The sequence below is a fragment of the Caballeronia udeis genome (assembly GCF_001544555.2).
In the GTDB taxonomy this organism is placed as follows: Bacteria; Pseudomonadota; Gammaproteobacteria; order Burkholderiales; family Burkholderiaceae; genus Caballeronia; species Caballeronia udeis.
Genome location: NZ_FCOK02000004.1, coordinates 23,281 through 39,026, shown reverse-complemented (window position 1 = coordinate 39,026; position 15,746 = coordinate 23,281). Strand labels below are relative to the sequence as shown.

The following is a 15,746-nucleotide window of genomic DNA, read 5'->3' as shown; positions in this document are numbered from 1 at the left end:
CCGAAGAAGGCATAAGTCTGACTGTGATACGAATTCGCGATTGCATAGTGGAAGGGGTACACTTCCTCACTGATTAATTCAACAACCTTATCCCAATCTTTCTTAACGAAGATTTTTTCTGGATCAAGTGGATTAATGAGGGTTTCGTCGACCAATGCCCACCATTTTTTTCTTTTGTGTATATCTCGGTGTACGGATCAGATTGAGGGAGAACTTGAGTAGAGTCTCCGTCTTGTATCTTTAGCCATCCGGATCCGTATTCCGTACTTGGCAATAGTTGTAGGGCGCCGGGCGCCTGTGCAAAAACCGCCGTTATTTGAGCGGAATTTGACCCAAGTACGTATCCCGCTATGCCCTCGGTCCCGGCTTTGACTCGTTTGTACGCGGTTGCTGATCCGGTTGCCGGCATTACTCCGTGCACTATTCCCAGCACCTTCTCGCGGCATCCGGCGCTAGTCTGACCTTCTTTACCGTTGCCTTTGTTAGGCAGAACCTCGGAGTAATAACGCGCTACGAGGCCACCCATCGAATGGGTAACTAGGATAACCTTTTCGCACATTTTCCCTTCGGCGGAGTACTTCGCGACGAACTCGTCGATCTTTGCCGACAGCCGTTCCGACGACGCTTTATTAGACTGAAGCCAGTTGTAGCCAACGACATGAACGGGCATCTGATACATGTACGATAGCTCTACCTCTTCATCTTTAAGTAAGGCTGGGCCTGTCTTGTCGCTAATGAGTGTTTCAAATAGTTGAGCGCGCGGTCCGGTTTTACACTTAGCGGCATCGTTGAGCGCGTCCTCAAGCCAAACTAGCCATTTTCCGTAGCTACTTCGCGCAACCTCCCCCCATCCACGCCGGCGCAACTCCTCTTCTGTCTGATTCGTACCGCTGTATATTTTGCCGCCATCGAAAACCTCAGTTAAATCAGGATCCAGCAGGGTCTTGCGCGTGGCGGCACCGGCGAAGACCCAATCCGACGCTACGCCCAGCGAGCTATCGATGAGCCAAACGGGATCACGCGACTCGATAGATTTAAGATTTGTCCCCATAATGCCTGGAACAAAGATCACGGGGATAACCCTATCAGGAACCATATGACACACGGCAATGCTGTCATCGGATGGCGACGTAGTAGAAGCGTAATGAACTGAGCCATCGTCGGCTATCTCAGCGTTAAGGATTCGTTCGGTTATGGGCATCTGCTGTTCGCTTGTCGATTAGGGCATCCCGCTTTATAGATCTCGTAATGTTGTTACTTCGGGCCTATGCGCAACCTAACCCCCTCCACAAAAACGCTTTTCTGCAAATCTGTCATTCCGGCTTTGTCGGTCATGCCTTTCACCACACTTCCATCCCCCAAGACTATTGAAAATGCTCGATTGGCGACCGGCTTGTTGCTGAAGGGCCATTTCAACGCAAACTGCTCATCGAACTTGGCGTGCTTCCAAGTGTTCATAGACTCGCCAAGCGAAGATGGTCCTTGCCTGCCAAACGAAGCGGACTTGAAGGTCCGGTCACCGCGAGTACCATCTTCGATGCCAGTAGACGACATACGAAAGTAAGATCCGCCACACTTAAGCAACAGTTCTTCTTTCGCTTCGATCGTCACCCGCCCGTTGACGCTGGTGATCGTCATGTTCTGGTCAGCCAGCAATCGCATCTCATCGCTTTGCGCTTGGATTTCAACCTTGCCCTTTGCGGCGAACAGCTTCATGCCAAGTCGTTGCGCATACAGCGACACGGCGTCGCCGGCAGCCACGGTGAAGCGCTTGATCACGCCGATATCAGCATTGCCGCCAGCGGTTGCTATCAAGTTGTTCGCAGCGGCAAGCTGCAAATGATCGGCCGAAACCAGGGCGATACCCGCCGGGGCACTTACGAGAATGCCGGCCTTTCTAAGTCCTTTGAGAGTGTCATTGAAAAGCGCCTTCTGCTTGTCGTAATCGGCTGCAATTGCCTGTGCAACCTTGGCCGCTTCGGCGAGCGCCTGCATTTGCTGAAGGGCCTGTTCAAGCAGTCCCTCGGCAGCGATCATGTCAAGCTGCTTGCCACTTGCGCCAGGCTGATCATCGGCCGTAATGAACATGCCTTTACCTGCGCGGATCGCCCCGTAACCCGATGTACGCAGCTCATATTCTTCACCGCGTTTTTGCCGTTCATCATCGACCAAGTGACCGAGGTTCAGTTGGCTCTTGCCGGAGTGTTCGGTGCTGAGCTTGACGTGCTCTTCGCCCTTCCAGTCTTCCATGCGCAGCTTGTTATTGCTCTGCGTACGGATCACATGACGCGACATCCACCGGTCATGATTGGTGATCAAGTCGGTCTGCAGACTTGTGTGATGGAACTGCGAAATGAAGAGCTTGTTCGGGTCACCATCGCGGGCCATGATGACCGCTTCGGTTCCGTCGAGTACCGGAAAGTGGAAACCCGTCTGCAGTGCACCCGCGAAGGGCTTCGCAAGCCGCAATGGAATGCTTTCACCCCCCGGATTCCACTCATCGAAATCGAGATCCAACCGAACTACGTAGTGACCGAATTTCGTGATGTACGGATATGGGTATTTGTTCGGTGACGTGACGCGCGCGCTTAATGCCCCAGAAATTTTGGGCCACTTACTCTCTTCAATTTTCAATCGAAATCGCCGGTCGGACGGGATGGCTTTATACGAATTGGTGTAAGCCACACCGCGCCCACCAGAGTGCGTCACCTCGATAATCACCTGCCCACTCGGTGCATCGGGCAGGGGCTCATCAATGCGCAGAATGCGGCCCGGTCGCAACTCCAGCACATTGCTTTGCCCGTAATACACCACCTGCCAGGCGATCGCAGCCTCGTGGCGCAACTGTGCTTCCCACTGCGCACCGTCCTGGGTCAGGTGATTCGTGCCGTAGATGTAGGGCGTGCCATAGGTCGTCGTATCGTTGATCGCGACGTTGGCCTCGTGCTTGAACCGCTCCCAAGCGATCAGTGGGTTGTAATCCGCGACCATGACCGATTGCGGCACCAGATCGGCGTGCGTCTCTAGCGCGAATACCGCTTCAGTTCCCGCCTCAAGCCCAGCGTTCTCGCGATACCGCACCTTCAATTCAGGCGTATAGACGTAGTGATCGATATCGTCGCCGAAGACGATTACGTCACCGTGCTTACCTTGTTCTGTGTACCAAAACAGTCCTTCTTGCTCGCAAAGCAAATGGATATAGTCAAGGTCCGACATCTGGTATTGCAGCCGGAAGTCATGGACCGGATATTCGCGACGCAGCTTGAACACAAACTGGTGGTCCATGAACTTATCGCTCAACAGGATCGATTCGATGATCTGCGGCCCGCTCTGCTGCTGATACACGCGGCATCTGTGCAGAAGACCCAACCGCGCCATCTGCGACGTTATGACGATCGTGTAGCTGAAGAAATCCTTGGTCTTTTTGATCCGTTTGAACTTCGCGACAATGCCGCGATATACCCGAGGTTCGGCGCTGTCCTCTGCGGTGATCGCGAAGTGCCCGTCGCGGCCGAGGTAGTCGGCGCGGGAGAGCAGCTCAGGGTGCGTAAATTCGATCGTAATCTCGTAGGGTGAGGCCATACCCTCGCGGGCGCTATACGAGACCACAGAGATGTCCTTGGCGTTCGCCGCACTCGGTACGTCAACGTGATAGGTCTGCAGGCTCTTTACGCGCGAGTCGTGTGAGCGCTGCAATCCCGCTGTCTGATTAGTTTCTGCCATCTCTTACGATCCTTGATTTGTCCCGCAAAGCCACCACCTGCATCGTTTTGAAAGCCCTATACAAACGCAAGACAAAGAACGTTCGCCTTCAATGTTTCGATGAACAGTCATGCTTGTGGATGTTCGTTGAACTTACGCAAATGGGGAAGCGCTTTTGGTCACAAATGGTCGCAAACAAAAATTCGGATTTTTCTGAGTATGGTTTTGGTGGATTTATAGGCGAATCATCTGTTTCATTTTTTGGGAGATTTGTTGTACTTATCAAAAGAGAAAGTAGATCGGAGAAGAGAAATGACTGAGAATTTTGAGAGTGATTCCGTTCCCGTTCCGATGGCATGGGTTCGGCGGTTAGAAGCGTTGTCTGTTCAGCGACATGCACGCGTACGACGGAGAAAGCGTGCGGTTTTATACGTGGCGGAGATCGATCATGCAGGGGTGGCCGAAAAGCACGTAGAAGGGCGCTGAGCTCGCTACGTCTACGTTGAAGTGAGGGTTTTTTGCGCGTTCGGCGACGTTGATGAAGCCTTTCCCTGTGGCGCGACCGTGGCGACGCGCATCATTCGCGTGGCCGGCGTGGTTTGCCATGTGAGTTGAACGTCACGCTATCGACAGGTTCGACCTTCGTCCTTTCCAGGATTCGCACCAGTGCCCAATGTCCCCCGAATTCGACGTTTTGTTTGAGCCGGCTTGCCCGGTCTGCCATGGCAAACGCATGCCCTGGTCTCTGAATCGTTCGACGGCCAGATCAATCCCCGCCAAGTTTCGCGCTGGTTGTAGTAATTTGATCTACGCGTCGCCTTGCGTTCGCGGCACGATCGAACTCAGCCAATCCGAGAGCGCGACGAACGGTTCGTCGTGGGCGATTTCATCGGGTGCGACGAGGTAATAACCCGACGTGCCCGACATCGGTTTATCCAGCGGCACGACCAGCCGGCCGGACGACAATTCGTCTGCGAGCAAGATCTCCGGCAGCAACGCGACGCCCAAACCCGCCTGAGCCGCGCTGGTGAGCATGGTGAACAACTCATAGCGCGCGCCGCGTACCGCGCGCACATCGTGCTCCAGCCCGTTCAGGCGAAACCAGGTGCGCCAGGCGTCGGGCCGTGTCGATAAATGCAGCAGCGGCAAGTCGGCGAGCTGCTCAAGCGAAACAGAAGAACCGGACGCATTCCCGGCGAGCAGGGAAGGACTGCAGACCGGCACGACCTTGCCCTCGCGAAACAGCAGCTTCCCCTGCGTGCCGGGCCAGACCGAATCGCCGAAATAAAGCGCGGCGTCGAAGGGCGAATCGCTGAACAGGAAAGGCTCGGTGCGTATCGACAGATTCACGGTGATATCCGGCCGCAGCGCACGAAATTGCGGCAGGCGCGGGATTAGCCATTGGCTGGCGAGTGTTGGCACGACCGCTATTTCCAGAATCCGTCCCACGCCGCGCTGCGCCATCAATTCGAGGGTGTCGCGCTCGATCCGGTCGAGATTCTTGCGCACGAGCGCCGCGTAATGACGGCCATGCGTGGTCAGCACAATGCGCTTCTTGATGCGCAGGAACAAAGCGACGCCCAGGCGGCTTTCCAGTCCCGCGACCTGGCGGCACACCGCGCTTTGCGTGAGCGCGAGCTCATTGGCGGCGCGGGTGAAGCTCTCGTGGCGCGCGGCGGCCTCGAAGATCTGCAGGGCAACCAGGTTGGGAATGCCTTTTCTCATGTTCGCCTTGTACTGATTACGCTATAAAAGCCACGGGCCGGAAGCTGTTTCAGCCGACTTGGTTCGATTTCAGAATGAAGTGGTGAGTTTATATCAATTGTGCAGCTTTTCGACACGCCCCAGAATCGCCTTCCATTGAAGCGCCGAACCGGGCCCTGGGGCTCGCACCACGCTGGATCAGCCGGAAAACAACCAATGAACCCGAATCTAGCCGCATTGCTCGCCGTAGCTCTTCCAGAATCGGATGTAACCGGGTTGGTGCAATTAATGAACTTGCCCTCCGTACTCGCCAGCGCTACGCCCGGTACGGTTACCCGTGCCGAACTGGCGCAGGCGATGAACATGGCCTTGTTCGCTGGCCTGCTCGAGCGCGTGCCGACGGGCCGCGCTTATACCGATGACCTTCAACACACGCAAACCCGCGTTCAGTTCGACCACGGCGCGCTGCGCACTGTGCGCTGGACCGAATCCGGCGCGTTGCCGCCGGGCGAAGCCGTGTTCACGCGCATCCTGAAGCCGCTGGGTTTCGTGCTGAACGGCACATATCCGCTCGATCGCATCAAGATGACGGGGCGCTCGTACATGCACATCGATGCCCCCGATGAAATCGCGCAGTACTTCGTGAGTGAGTTGCATCCCGAGCGCTTCAGCCCCGAGTTCCAGCAAGCGGTAACGAACGTGATCGGCCAGAGCGTCGATCCGCTCACGCCGCAAGCGGTTGCGTCGCTGGCGGAACTGGAGCGCGACCGTTCGTTGCCGCTGGCAACCGCCCTCGACCTGTTGCCGGTACTCGTGCGTTGTTTCGAGCGCCAGCACCCGGTGCCGCGTATGACGGACTATGAAACGCTGCGCGCCGAGTCGGCGGAAATGGCGTGGATCGCAACCGAAGGCAACGCGTTCAATCATGCGACCGACCGCGTGGACGATGTCTTTGCCGTCGCCGATGCCCAGCGCGTCCTCGGCCGTCCGATCAAGGACAGCGTTGAAATTTCGAAGTCGGGCCGGGTGCGCCAGACGGCGTTTCGCGCCGACCCCGTGCGCCGCGAGTTTATCGGTGCCGACGGTGCACGGATCGAACGCGACGTGCCGGGCTCGTTCTACGAGTTCATCAGCCGCGACGCGGTCATGGACGAGGCTACTGGGCGAGCCAGGCTCGATCTCGGTTTCGATGCCGGCAACGCCACCGGCATCTTCAAGATGACGGCGGCCGCGTGAACTCCTCCGACCTCTACGATTTCACGGAACCGTTCAAGGCGCCGCAAGGCTCCGCGATCCGTGAGCTTTTCAAGTACCTCAGCCGGCCCGGGATGATTTCGTTTGCGGGCGGATATCCGTCGAAGGATCTTTTCGACCGGGCGGGGATTGGCCAGGCGCTGGAAGACGCGTATTCGTCCGATCCGGTCGCGTGCCTGCAATATGGCGACACGGCAGGATCCCCCGCTCTGCGCCGCCAGATCCTGCGGTTAATGAGCGATCGTGGCGTGACGCGCGACGTGGACGACGTGATCGTGACCACGGGGTCGCAGCAGGGTCTCGACCTGCTGATCAAGATCCTGGTCGCACCGGGTGACGCGGTGCTGATTGAAGAGCCGGCTTATCCGGCCGCGATCCAGGCGCTGCGGCTCGCGGGCGCAAATCTCATCCCGGTGCGCACCGACGCGCAGGGTATCGATGTCGATGCGCTTGCCATTCAACTCGAAGCGCTCGATCCGTCGAGGCGGCCAAAGCTGCTCTACACGGTGCCGACCTTCGCCAACCCGACGGGCGCGACCTTGCCGTCGGCGCGTCGCGAAGCGCTTGCGCGGCTTGCAATGCGGTTTCGTTTCGTGCTGGTCGAAGATGACCCGTATGGCGAACTGCGATTCTCGGGTGAGCCGGTGAAACCCATTACCGCATTCGCCGATGCCATTCTGGGCGCAAGCGACTGGCTCGTGTATTTCGGCAGCCTCTCGAAGATTGTGGCGCCGGGCTTGCGCGTCGGCTGGGCGATTGCGCCGCCCGCCATCACACGCCGCATGCTCGTCGCCAAACAGACCAGCGATCTCTGCACCTCGCCGCTCGCGCAGGAAACGGCGCGCCATTATCTGGAGCGCGGGCGTCTCGCGGAACACCTGCACACGATTGCGCTGGCTTATCGCAAGCGTTGCGAGGCGTTGTCGAGCGCGCTGCGCCAGTTTGTTCCCGACGAGATTGACTACGTGATGCCCGAGGGCGGCATGTTCATCTGGGCGCGACTGACGGGCGGCCGGCAGTCTGCCGCGCTGCTCAAGCGCGCGATCGAACAGAACGTGATCTACGTTCCCGGACCGGCGTTCTATGTGCGCGATCCGGACGAGTCGAGCATGCGGCTTTCATTTGCCGCCGCGCCGGGCGAGGCCGAAGTGTTCGAAGGCGTGCGGCGGCTCAAGCTCGCGCTGGCGAACCGCTAGACCGGGTGCAGACGCGCGGGCAAGCCACCGTATGGCTCGCCAGATGCGGTGAAACGCGTTCTAATCGCGTAACCTGAACGCTGATGACGGCTTGGGCTGGGTATTTTGAGCATGGTTGGTTCCTCCAGCGCACCAAGTCGTGCCGATTAATCAATTGCAGCGGTTTTTTTAAGCCCTGAAACTCTGTTCCGGCGAATGTGACCATTCAAGCGCCGGAGCGGGTTCCAGAGCGGCACTGACGGACTGCGGCCCCAAGCTGCGCCGCCTTGCCCGGCAGCCACCCGACATAGAGAGGAAGTGATGAAACTGAACGATATTCTTGGCGCACTCGGTGTAGACCTCGGTCAATGGAAGGGCAACGCCCTGACGGCGCGTTCGCCGCTTGACGGTGCAACGCTGGCCGGACTGGCCGTAGATTCTCCCGCCGATGCCGCCCGCAAGATCGACGCTGCCCGCGCCGCTTTCCTCAAATGGCGCACCGTGCCCGCGCCGCAGCGCGGCGAACTCGTGCGCGTTTTCGGTAACGTGCTGCGCGAACACAAAGCCGCGCTCGGCAGCCTCGTCACGCTGGAAGCCGGCAAGATCACATCCGAAGGCCTGGGCGAAGTGCAGGAAATGATCGATATCTGTGACTTCGCTGTCGGCCTGTCGCGCCAGCTTTACGGCCTGACGATCGCGTCCGAGCGTCCGGGTCACCGGATGATGGAAACGTGGCATCCGCTGGGTGTGGTCGGCGTGATCTCCGCGTTCAACTTCCCGGTCGCGGTGTGGTCGTGGAATGCGGCGCTCGCGTTTGTCTGCGGCGACGCCGTGGTCTGGAAGCCGTCGGAAAAAACTCCGTTGACGGCTATCGCCTGCCACGCGCTGTTTGAAAAGGCTTTGCGTGAATTCGACAAGACTCATCCGGGCGTAGCACCCGAAGGCCTGAGCCAGTTGCTGCTCGGCGCACGCGATGTCGGCCAGGTGCTGACCGAGTCGCCCAAGGTGCCGCTGGTCAGCGCGACCGGCAGCGTGCGCATGGGGATTGAAGTGGCGCAAGTGCTGGCGAAGCGCCTGGGCCGCAGCATCCTGGAACTCGGCGGCAACAATGCAGTGATCGTCGCGCCCAGCGCTGACCTGGATCTGGTCGTGCGCGGCGTGACCTTCTCGGCAGTCGGTACGGCGGGTCAGCGTTGCACGACGCTGCGTCGCCTGATCGTGCATACCAGCGTGGTCGACCAGTTGCTGCCGCGCCTGGAAAAAGCGTTTGGATCAGTGAAAGTGGGTAGCCCGCTTGAAGCCGATACGCTCGTCGGTCCGCTGGTCGACCGCGCCGCGTTCGACGCCATGCAGAAGGCATTGGGTGATGCCCGCGAGCAAGGCGGCAATGTGAAGGGCGGCGAGCGAGTGGACGTAGGCGGCCACGCCGATGCTTACTACGTGCGCCCCGCGTTCGTGCGCATGCCCGCACAAACGGCTGTGGTCGAACGCGAGACCTTCGCGCCGATCCTCTACGTGATGACCTACGACGACTTCGCTGACGCGCTGCAACTGCAAAACGGCGTGCCGCAGGGTTTGTCGTCGGCGATCTTCACGAACGACATTCGCGAAGCCGAGCAGTTCATGTCGGCGGCGGGCAGCGATTGCGGCATTGTGAACGTGAACATTGGCACGAGCGGCGCAGAAATTGGCGGCGCGTTCGGCGGTGAAAAGGAAACCGGCGGCGGCCGCGAATCGGGCTCCGATGCGTGGAAGGGTTATATGCGCCGCGCGACCAACACGATCAACTACAGCCGTGAGCTGCCGCTTGCGCAAGGCGTGAAGTTCGACGTCTGACCTGAGTTTGCAGTAGCGTTAAAAGAAGAATCAAAACGAGACATCAACCTGGCGTCCCACCCCTGACGCCAACTCCTTTCATCCGCTTGGGCGCACGCGAACCGCGGCGCTTAAGCGGACGTCAGGCCTCCGCGGTCATCCCCGGTTGTTGCGCGTGAACCTGTCTCGACCCTGTCCCATGACGCGCTTCGCATAAGAAGCGCGTTCCGCCTGTCTTCGCGTGGTGTTTGCTTTTGCGTTCGTGCAAATACTCGCGACCGTTCAACTGTTTTTCCGCCAGACCCTGGAGGCCACCGTGTCGTTTCTCGTGCTGGACAAACTGACAAAAGCCTACGGCGACCTGAACGCCGTGAGCGACGTGAGCCTCTCGGTTGAAAAAGGCGAATTCGTTTCCCTGCTGGGGCCTTCAGGCTGCGGCAAGACCACGACGCTGCAAATGATCGCTGGTTTTATCGACGTAACGCGCGGACGGATTTCACTCGACGGCCGCGACATCACGAACGTGCGGCCGAACAAGCGCGGCCTGGGCGTGGTGTTCCAGAGCTACGCGCTGTTTCCGCACATGACGGTGGCGCAGAACGTCGGCTTCGGCCTCGAAATGCGGGGCGTCGGCAAGGCTGAATGTGCGGAGCGGATTCGCGAGACCCTGGCGCTCGTGCGGCTCGATGCGCTCGCGGCGCGGTATCCGCGTGAACTGTCGGGTGGTCAGCGGCAACGGGTTGCCATTGCGCGCGCGCTGGTGATCCAGCCGCCGGTGCTGCTGCTCGATGAACCCATGTCCAACCTCGACGCCAAGCTGCGCGAAGAGATGCAGTTCGAATTGCGCGGGATTCAGCGCAAGGTCGGCACGACTACGGTCATGGTTACCCACGATCAGTCGGAAGCGCTGTCCATCAGCGACCGCGTGGTCGTGATGGAGGCAGGGCGCGTGACGCAGGTGGACTCGCCGTATCGCGCGTATGAGCGACCGGAGAACCGGTTTGTCTCGCAGTTTATCGGCAAGGCGAACATGCTGGCGGGTAAGGTGACCGAGGCGCGTCACAACGAAGTGCATGTGGATCTCGGGCATGACCTGACCGGCATTGCCTGCATCGATGCGGGCACGGTGTGGCGCGAAGGCGATACGGTGACCTTGTGCATCCGTCCGGAAAAACTGCACTTGTGCGAGGTGGGCACGGGGCGCTTGACGGCGACTGTCACCAGCCGCTTTTTCCTCGGCAGCCAATGGCTTTATCGTGTGGATACCGCGATTGGCGAAGTGCTGGTCTGTAGCCAGAACGAAGGTACGGAGCCGGTGGCGGAGGGCGCGATGGTCGGCATCGACTGGCATCGTGACGCCGTGCGCGTGATCCAGGAAGCGAGCCATGGCTAGTACGATCGATTCCACCGGCCCTGAAGATAGCGGTGCGCTGAAGAAAGACCGCGCGCCCTGGCATGCGTTCGTGCCGCCGTGGCTGATGAGCCTGCCTGCCTTCATCCTCTTCGCGGTCCTCGTGCTGACGCCGCTCGCAATGACCATTGTGCTGACGTTCTATCGCTTCGATCCGGCCAGCGGCCCGATCGCGGCGTTCCAGTTCGGCAACTATGCCGAAGTGCTGACGGACAGCTATTACCAGACCATTTTTGCGCGGACCTTCGGCATCGCGATCCTGACCACCTTGCTGTGCGTCGCGATTGGTGCGCCCGAAGCGTACGTGCTGTACCGCATGCGTGACCCGTGGCGTTCGATGTTCCTGCTTGTGATCCTCGCACCGTTGCTTGTTTCAGTCGTGGTGCGTGCGTTCGGCTGGAGCATGCTGCTCAACACCGGCGGTATCGTGAATCAGTTCTTCGGACTCTTTGGCCTCGGTCCGTACAAGCTGGAATACACCACCTTCGCGATCGTGATTGCGCTCGTTCACGTGATGCTGCCGTTCATGGTGATCCCCGTCTGGACCTCGCTGCAGAAGCTCGACCCGCAAGTGGAAAACGCTGCGCTCTCGCTGATGGCGTCACCGGCAACCACGTTGCGGCGCATCGTGTTGCCGCAGATCGCGCCGGGCATTTTGTCGGGCAGCCTGATGGTGTTCGGTTTGTCGGCGAGCGCGTTTGCGATTCCCGGCCTGCTTGGCGGCCGCCGCCTGAAAGTGGCGGCCACCGCTGTCTACGACGAATTCCTCGGCTCGCTGAACTGGCCGCTGGGCGCGACCATCGCGATCCTGTTGCTGATCGCGAACCTCGTGATCATGATCACGTACTACCGGGTTCTGGAGCGTCGTTACTCCAGAAGCCTGGGTTAAGGTTAAGGAGACCGCTGCCATGCGAAAGAACGGCCTCGTTGCCCTGAGTTTCCACACGCTCGTGATCCTGTTCGTGCTGGCGCCGCTCGTGATCATCGTGCTGGTGGCGTTCACGCCGGACCAGACGTTGACGCTGCCCACGCATGGCTTCTCGCTGCGCTGGTTTCGCGCGATTCTCGACTACCCGGATTTCATCTCGGCGTTTTTCAACAGCATCAGGCTGGCGTTTGCGTCGGCTACGCTGTCGCTCGCGCTGGCCTTGCCGGCGGCGCTTGCCATCGGCCGTGAACGTTTTCCCGGGCGCGAATTCCTCAACGGTTTGTTCCTCTCGCCGCTGGTGATTCCAAGCCTCGTGCTCGGCATTGCGTTCCTGCGCTTCTTCGCAATGATCGGCGCGACCGGCTCGTTCACGTGGCTCGTCGCGGCGCACATGATCATCATTACGCCGTTCGTGATGCGGCTGGTGCTGGCCTCGGTGAGCGGCATGGATCGCAGCATCGAGCATGCGGCGCAGTCGCTGGGTGCGGACCGATGGACAGCCTTTCGCCGCATTACCTTGCCGATGATCCTGCCAGGCATCACGGGCGGCTGGCTGCTTGCGTTCATCAATAGCTTCGATGAACTGACCATGTCGATCTTCGTGACATCGCCGCAGACCATCACGTTGCCGGTGCGGATGTACATGTACGCGACGGAATCGATCGACCCGATGATGGCTTCGGTGTCCGCGCTCGTGATCTTTATTACAGCCGGCGCGATGATCGTGCTGGACCGCGTGTATGGACTGAACCGGATCCTGATCGGTTCGCATTGATCGCTCAGTGCCTACGACTTCTTTCTACGCGATGACAAACCTTCCAAATGCAGCATCTGCCGTTCAGCCGCCAATAGCGGCCGATGCCGCACCGCAATTCGTGCGTCTTACGGAGACGCATCGCAAGCAAGTGACGCTGATGCTGGACGGCGCGGCCATCACAGCGCTGACCGGCGATACGGTATTGAGCGCCATCCTGCTGCACGCGCGGCGGGTGCGCGACACCGAGTTCAGCGGCGAGCCACGTGCGGGTTTCTGTCTGATGGGCGCGTGCCAGGACTGCTGGGTGCAACTGGAAGAGGGCACGCGGATCAGAGCATGTTCGACCTTCGTGAAGGAGGGCATGCGAGTGCTGACCCGGTCTCTGGGAGTGACAGGAGCGTGAGCACGACAATCGATAAAGACAGCATGCGTCGGGTCGTGATCGTCGGGGCGGGACCCGCGGGTGTGCGCGCGGCTGAGACGCTGGTGGCAGCCGGAATCGTGCCTGTTGTGATCGATGAAGCGCCGCGTGCCGGTGGCCAGATCTATCGCCAGCCGCCGGCGGATGCCGGTTTCGCCCGCAGCAAACGCACGTTGTATGGCATGGAAGCAGGCAAGGCCGACGCGGTGCATTCCACCATGGCGGGACTGATTGCAAAGATCGATTACCGGCCCGACACATTGGTGTGGGGATGCGGTGCCGCACAACTCGATACCTTCCACGCTGGCCGTCAACGCGCGGTACCTTATTCGCACTTGCTGATTGCGACCGGCGCGACGGATCGCGTTTTGCCGTTTCCGGGCTGGACGCTGCCGGGCGTCTACACGCTTGGCGCCGCGCAAATCGCGTTGAAATCCCAAGGATGTGCGATTGGACGCCGCGTGGTGTTCGCGGGAACGGGGCCGTTGCTTTACCTCGTGGCGTATCAATATGCGAAAGCGGGCGCGCAGGTGGAGGCGGTGCTCGATACCAATCCGTTCTCGCGCCAGATCGCCGCGACGCCGCGTTTGTTGCGTCAGCCGTCCACCTTTGCGAAGGGCCTTTATTACGTCGGCTGGCTGGCGGCTCGCGGGGTTCGTATCGAACGTGGCGTGACGCTTGTGCGTGCCACCGGCGATAAAGCTGTGCAGGGCATGACCTATCGCGATGGCGGCCAGGAGCTGACCATTCCCTGCGATGCGGTTGGCTTCGGTTATGGGCTGCGTTCCGAAACGCAGTTGGCTGACCTCGCAGGTTGCCGTTTTCGCTTCGATGCGCTTAATCGCGCGTGGCTGCCGGAGCGCGATTCGGCCGGCCGCAGTTCGGTGCCGGGCGTTTATCTCGCCGGCGATGGCGCAGGTATCGCCGGCGCGGATGCTGCGGAACTGGCTGGCCGTCGTGCGGCGCTCGCGATGCTGGAAGACCTTGGGCATAGAGCTGGCAACGCTGACGTTCAGGGTCAGGCTGCGAAGCTGGACCGGCAACTGGCGAACATCGCCCAATTTCGTATCGGGCTGGAAAAGGCGTTTGCGCCGCCCTCCGATTGCACGTCAAACTGGCCGGACGACATGACCGTGTGCCGCTGCGAGGAGATCGATGCCGGCACGCTGCGCCGTTGTATACGCGCTGGCGAGGCGAGCGAGATCAATCGGCTGAAGGCGCTTACGCGCGTGGGCATGGGTCGTTGCCAGGGGCGTATGTGCGGCGCGGCGGCGGCGGAATTGCTGAGCGCGGAGACGGGCAAACCCATCGCGGAGGCCGGACGTTTGCGCGGACAGGCGCCGATCAAACCCGTGCCTCTATCGATAGCAATGATGGACGAAGTCTCGCAAGCTGATCATCTCGCGGCCATTCCGGAGCACGCACGCGATGACTGAGAAATTGCGGTTTGACGTGCTGGTGGTGGGCGGCGGATTGGTGGGGTCATCGACGGCCCTGATGCTTGCAAAGCGCGGTCTGAAGGTCGGGCTTTTCGAGCGCCGGTATTGCGGCGCACAGGCGAGCGGCGTGAATTACGGCGGCGTGCGCCGTCAGGGCCGGCCGGCCGAACAACTGCCGTTGGCCGTGCGTGCGCGATTGATCTGGGACCGGTTGCCGGAACTCGTGGGCACGGATGGTGAGTTCGTTGTGTCGGGGCACTTGCGGCTGGCCCGTAGCGTTGCGGATCTGGCGGCGCTGGAAGCGTACGCGCAGCTTGCCAACCCTTTCGGTCTCGACCTGCAACTGATGAGCGGGCCGACTTTCCGGCGCCGTTACCCGTGGCTCGGCGAGGCTGCGGTGGGCGGCTCGCTGTGCCCCGGCGACGGCCATGCGAATCCGCGTGTGGTTTCTCCCGCATTTGCGCGCGCGGCGCGTGCAGCCGGTGCCGATGTCCGCGAGCAGACTGCCGTGACGAACATCGTGCGGGCGGGGGAACGGTTTGTTGTGCAGGCCCGGCATGACTCGGGTGCGGCGATCGAGGCGCAGAGCGACTGGCTGGTCAATGCTGCAGGCGCTTGGGGCAACACGGTGGCCGCGTCCTTTGGCGAAGCCATCCCAATGGAACCGATCTACCCGAACATGTGGGTGACCGAGCCGCTGCCTTTTTTCATCGATCACAATCTTGGGGTCTATGGCGGCGGCATTTATGCCCGGCAGGTCACGCGCGGCAATGTAGTGATTGGCGGTGGTCGCGGGTTGGGGGATGGTGAGTATGCCCAACCGCTCACGGAGACTACACGGACGGTGATGCGTGCGGCATGTGCGCTGTTACCTGCGTTGAAAGATGCTTTGCTGTTGCGGACCTGGACAGGTGTGGAAGGCAGTACACCTGACGATAATCCGGTGATCGGCTTTAGCCGGACTACGCCGCGATTGCTTCACGCGTTTGGATTTTCGGGCGGCGGGTTCCTGCTTGCCCCGGGGGTTGGAGAAGTGCTTTCCGACCTGGTTGTTGAGGGCACGACGAGCACGCCTCTCGATGCATTTTCCATCGAGAGATTTGCCTGAGCGACCCAAAAAAAGTGCGAACAAAATCTGGC

At 60.2% G+C, this 15,746-nt stretch carries 12 protein-coding genes; 9 read left to right on the top strand and 3 right to left on the bottom strand.

The features are described from left to right. Window positions 1–73: 73 nt before the first annotated feature. The 3 genes from AWB69_RS04415 to AWB69_RS04400 form a co-directional block, all read right to left on the bottom strand. Window positions 74–1,201 carry a lipase/acyltransferase domain-containing protein gene (locus AWB69_RS04415; RefSeq protein WP_062082581.1) on the bottom strand — a complete coding sequence of 376 codons (1,128 nt, stop codon included), beginning with the start codon at window positions 1,199–1,201 and terminating at the stop codon, window positions 74–76. A 53-nt stretch (window positions 1,202–1,254) separates the two neighbouring features. Then, window positions 1,255–3,723, bottom strand: coding sequence for a DUF2345 domain-containing protein (locus AWB69_RS04410; protein WP_062082578.1), 2,469 nt, complete (start codon window positions 3,721–3,723; stop codon window positions 1,255–1,257). A gap of 786 nt (window positions 3,724–4,509) precedes the next feature. After that, entirely contained in the window at window positions 4,510–5,427 is a 918-nt protein-coding gene (locus AWB69_RS04400) for a LysR family transcriptional regulator (protein ID WP_062082574.1), read from the bottom strand. Window positions 5,428–5,694: 267 nt separating this feature from the next. Between AWB69_RS04400 and AWB69_RS04395 the strand changes: the two genes are divergently transcribed. The 9 genes from AWB69_RS04395 to AWB69_RS04355 all read left to right on the top strand — a co-directional run bounded on the left by AWB69_RS04395 (window position 5,695) and on the right by AWB69_RS04355 (window position 15,714). Beyond that, window positions 5,695–6,642, top strand: coding sequence for a DUF1338 domain-containing protein (locus AWB69_RS04395; protein WP_156528735.1), 948 nt, complete (start codon window positions 5,695–5,697; stop codon window positions 6,640–6,642). After that, window positions 6,639–7,856, top strand: coding sequence for an aminotransferase-like domain-containing protein (locus AWB69_RS04390; RefSeq protein WP_062082564.1), 1,218 nt, complete (start codon window positions 6,639–6,641; stop codon window positions 7,854–7,856). Before AWB69_RS04395 ends, AWB69_RS04390 begins: the two co-directional genes overlap by 4 nt. A gap of 300 nt (window positions 7,857–8,156) precedes the next feature. After that, window positions 8,157–9,671 (top strand): L-piperidine-6-carboxylate dehydrogenase, encoded by a 1,515-nt coding sequence (gene amaB, locus AWB69_RS04385; RefSeq protein ID WP_062082562.1) that lies wholly within the window; start codon window positions 8,157–8,159, stop codon window positions 9,669–9,671. A 295-nt stretch (window positions 9,672–9,966) separates the two neighbouring features. After that, the gene (locus AWB69_RS04380; protein ID WP_062082931.1) at window positions 9,967–11,043 is read left to right on the top strand and encodes an ABC transporter ATP-binding protein; all 1,077 of its coding nucleotides are present in this window, start codon (window positions 9,967–9,969) and stop codon (window positions 11,041–11,043) included. Further along, a complete protein-coding gene (locus AWB69_RS04375) occupies window positions 11,036–11,950 on the top strand; it encodes an ABC transporter permease (RefSeq protein ID WP_062082560.1) in 915 nt (304 codons plus the stop codon). Before AWB69_RS04380 ends, AWB69_RS04375 begins: the two co-directional genes overlap by 8 nt. Before the next feature lie 19 nt (window positions 11,951–11,969). Then, window positions 11,970–12,764 (top strand): ABC transporter permease, encoded by a 795-nt coding sequence (locus AWB69_RS04370; RefSeq protein WP_062082558.1) that lies wholly within the window; start codon window positions 11,970–11,972, stop codon window positions 12,762–12,764. A 31-nt stretch (window positions 12,765–12,795) separates the two neighbouring features. Beyond that, a complete protein-coding gene (locus tag AWB69_RS04365) occupies window positions 12,796–13,149 on the top strand; it encodes a (2Fe-2S)-binding protein (RefSeq protein WP_062082555.1) in 354 nt (117 codons plus the stop codon). Window positions 13,150–13,172: 23 nt separating this feature from the next. Then, window positions 13,173–14,603 (top strand): FAD/NAD(P)-dependent oxidoreductase, encoded by a 1,431-nt coding sequence (locus tag AWB69_RS04360; RefSeq protein ID WP_062082930.1) that lies wholly within the window; start codon window positions 13,173–13,175, stop codon window positions 14,601–14,603. Then, window positions 14,596–15,714, top strand: coding sequence for an NAD(P)/FAD-dependent oxidoreductase (locus AWB69_RS04355; protein WP_062082553.1), 1,119 nt, complete (start codon window positions 14,596–14,598; stop codon window positions 15,712–15,714). Before AWB69_RS04360 ends, AWB69_RS04355 begins: the two co-directional genes overlap by 8 nt. Window positions 15,715–15,746 lie beyond the last annotated feature (32 nt).

What these genes read in the sequence shown, in the direction of transcription:
- amaB (WP_062082562.1), top strand. Translation starts at nt 8,157, where the DNA reads ATGAAACTGAACGATATTCTTGGCGCACTCGGTGTAGACCTCGGTCAA.
- AWB69_RS04410 (WP_062082578.1), bottom strand. Translation starts at nt 3,723, where the DNA reads ATGGCAGAAACTAATCAGACAGCGGGATTGCAGCGCTCACACGACTCG.
- AWB69_RS04370 (WP_062082558.1), top strand. Translation starts at nt 11,970, where the DNA reads ATGCGAAAGAACGGCCTCGTTGCCCTGAGTTTCCACACGCTCGTGATC.
- AWB69_RS04400 (WP_062082574.1), bottom strand. Translation starts at nt 5,427, where the DNA reads ATGAGAAAAGGCATTCCCAACCTGGTTGCCCTGCAGATCTTCGAGGCC.
- AWB69_RS04415 (WP_062082581.1), bottom strand. Translation starts at nt 1,201, where the DNA reads ATGCCCATAACCGAACGAATCCTTAACGCTGAGATAGCCGACGATGGC.
- AWB69_RS04365 (WP_062082555.1), top strand. Translation starts at nt 12,796, where the DNA reads ATGACAAACCTTCCAAATGCAGCATCTGCCGTTCAGCCGCCAATAGCG.
- AWB69_RS04360 (WP_062082930.1), top strand. Translation starts at nt 13,173, where the DNA reads ATGCGTCGGGTCGTGATCGTCGGGGCGGGACCCGCGGGTGTGCGCGCG.
- AWB69_RS04355 (WP_062082553.1), top strand. Translation starts at nt 14,596, where the DNA reads ATGACTGAGAAATTGCGGTTTGACGTGCTGGTGGTGGGCGGCGGATTG.
- AWB69_RS04375 (WP_062082560.1), top strand. Translation starts at nt 11,036, where the DNA reads ATGGCTAGTACGATCGATTCCACCGGCCCTGAAGATAGCGGTGCGCTG.
- AWB69_RS04395 (WP_156528735.1), top strand. Translation starts at nt 5,695, where the DNA reads ATGAACTTGCCCTCCGTACTCGCCAGCGCTACGCCCGGTACGGTTACC.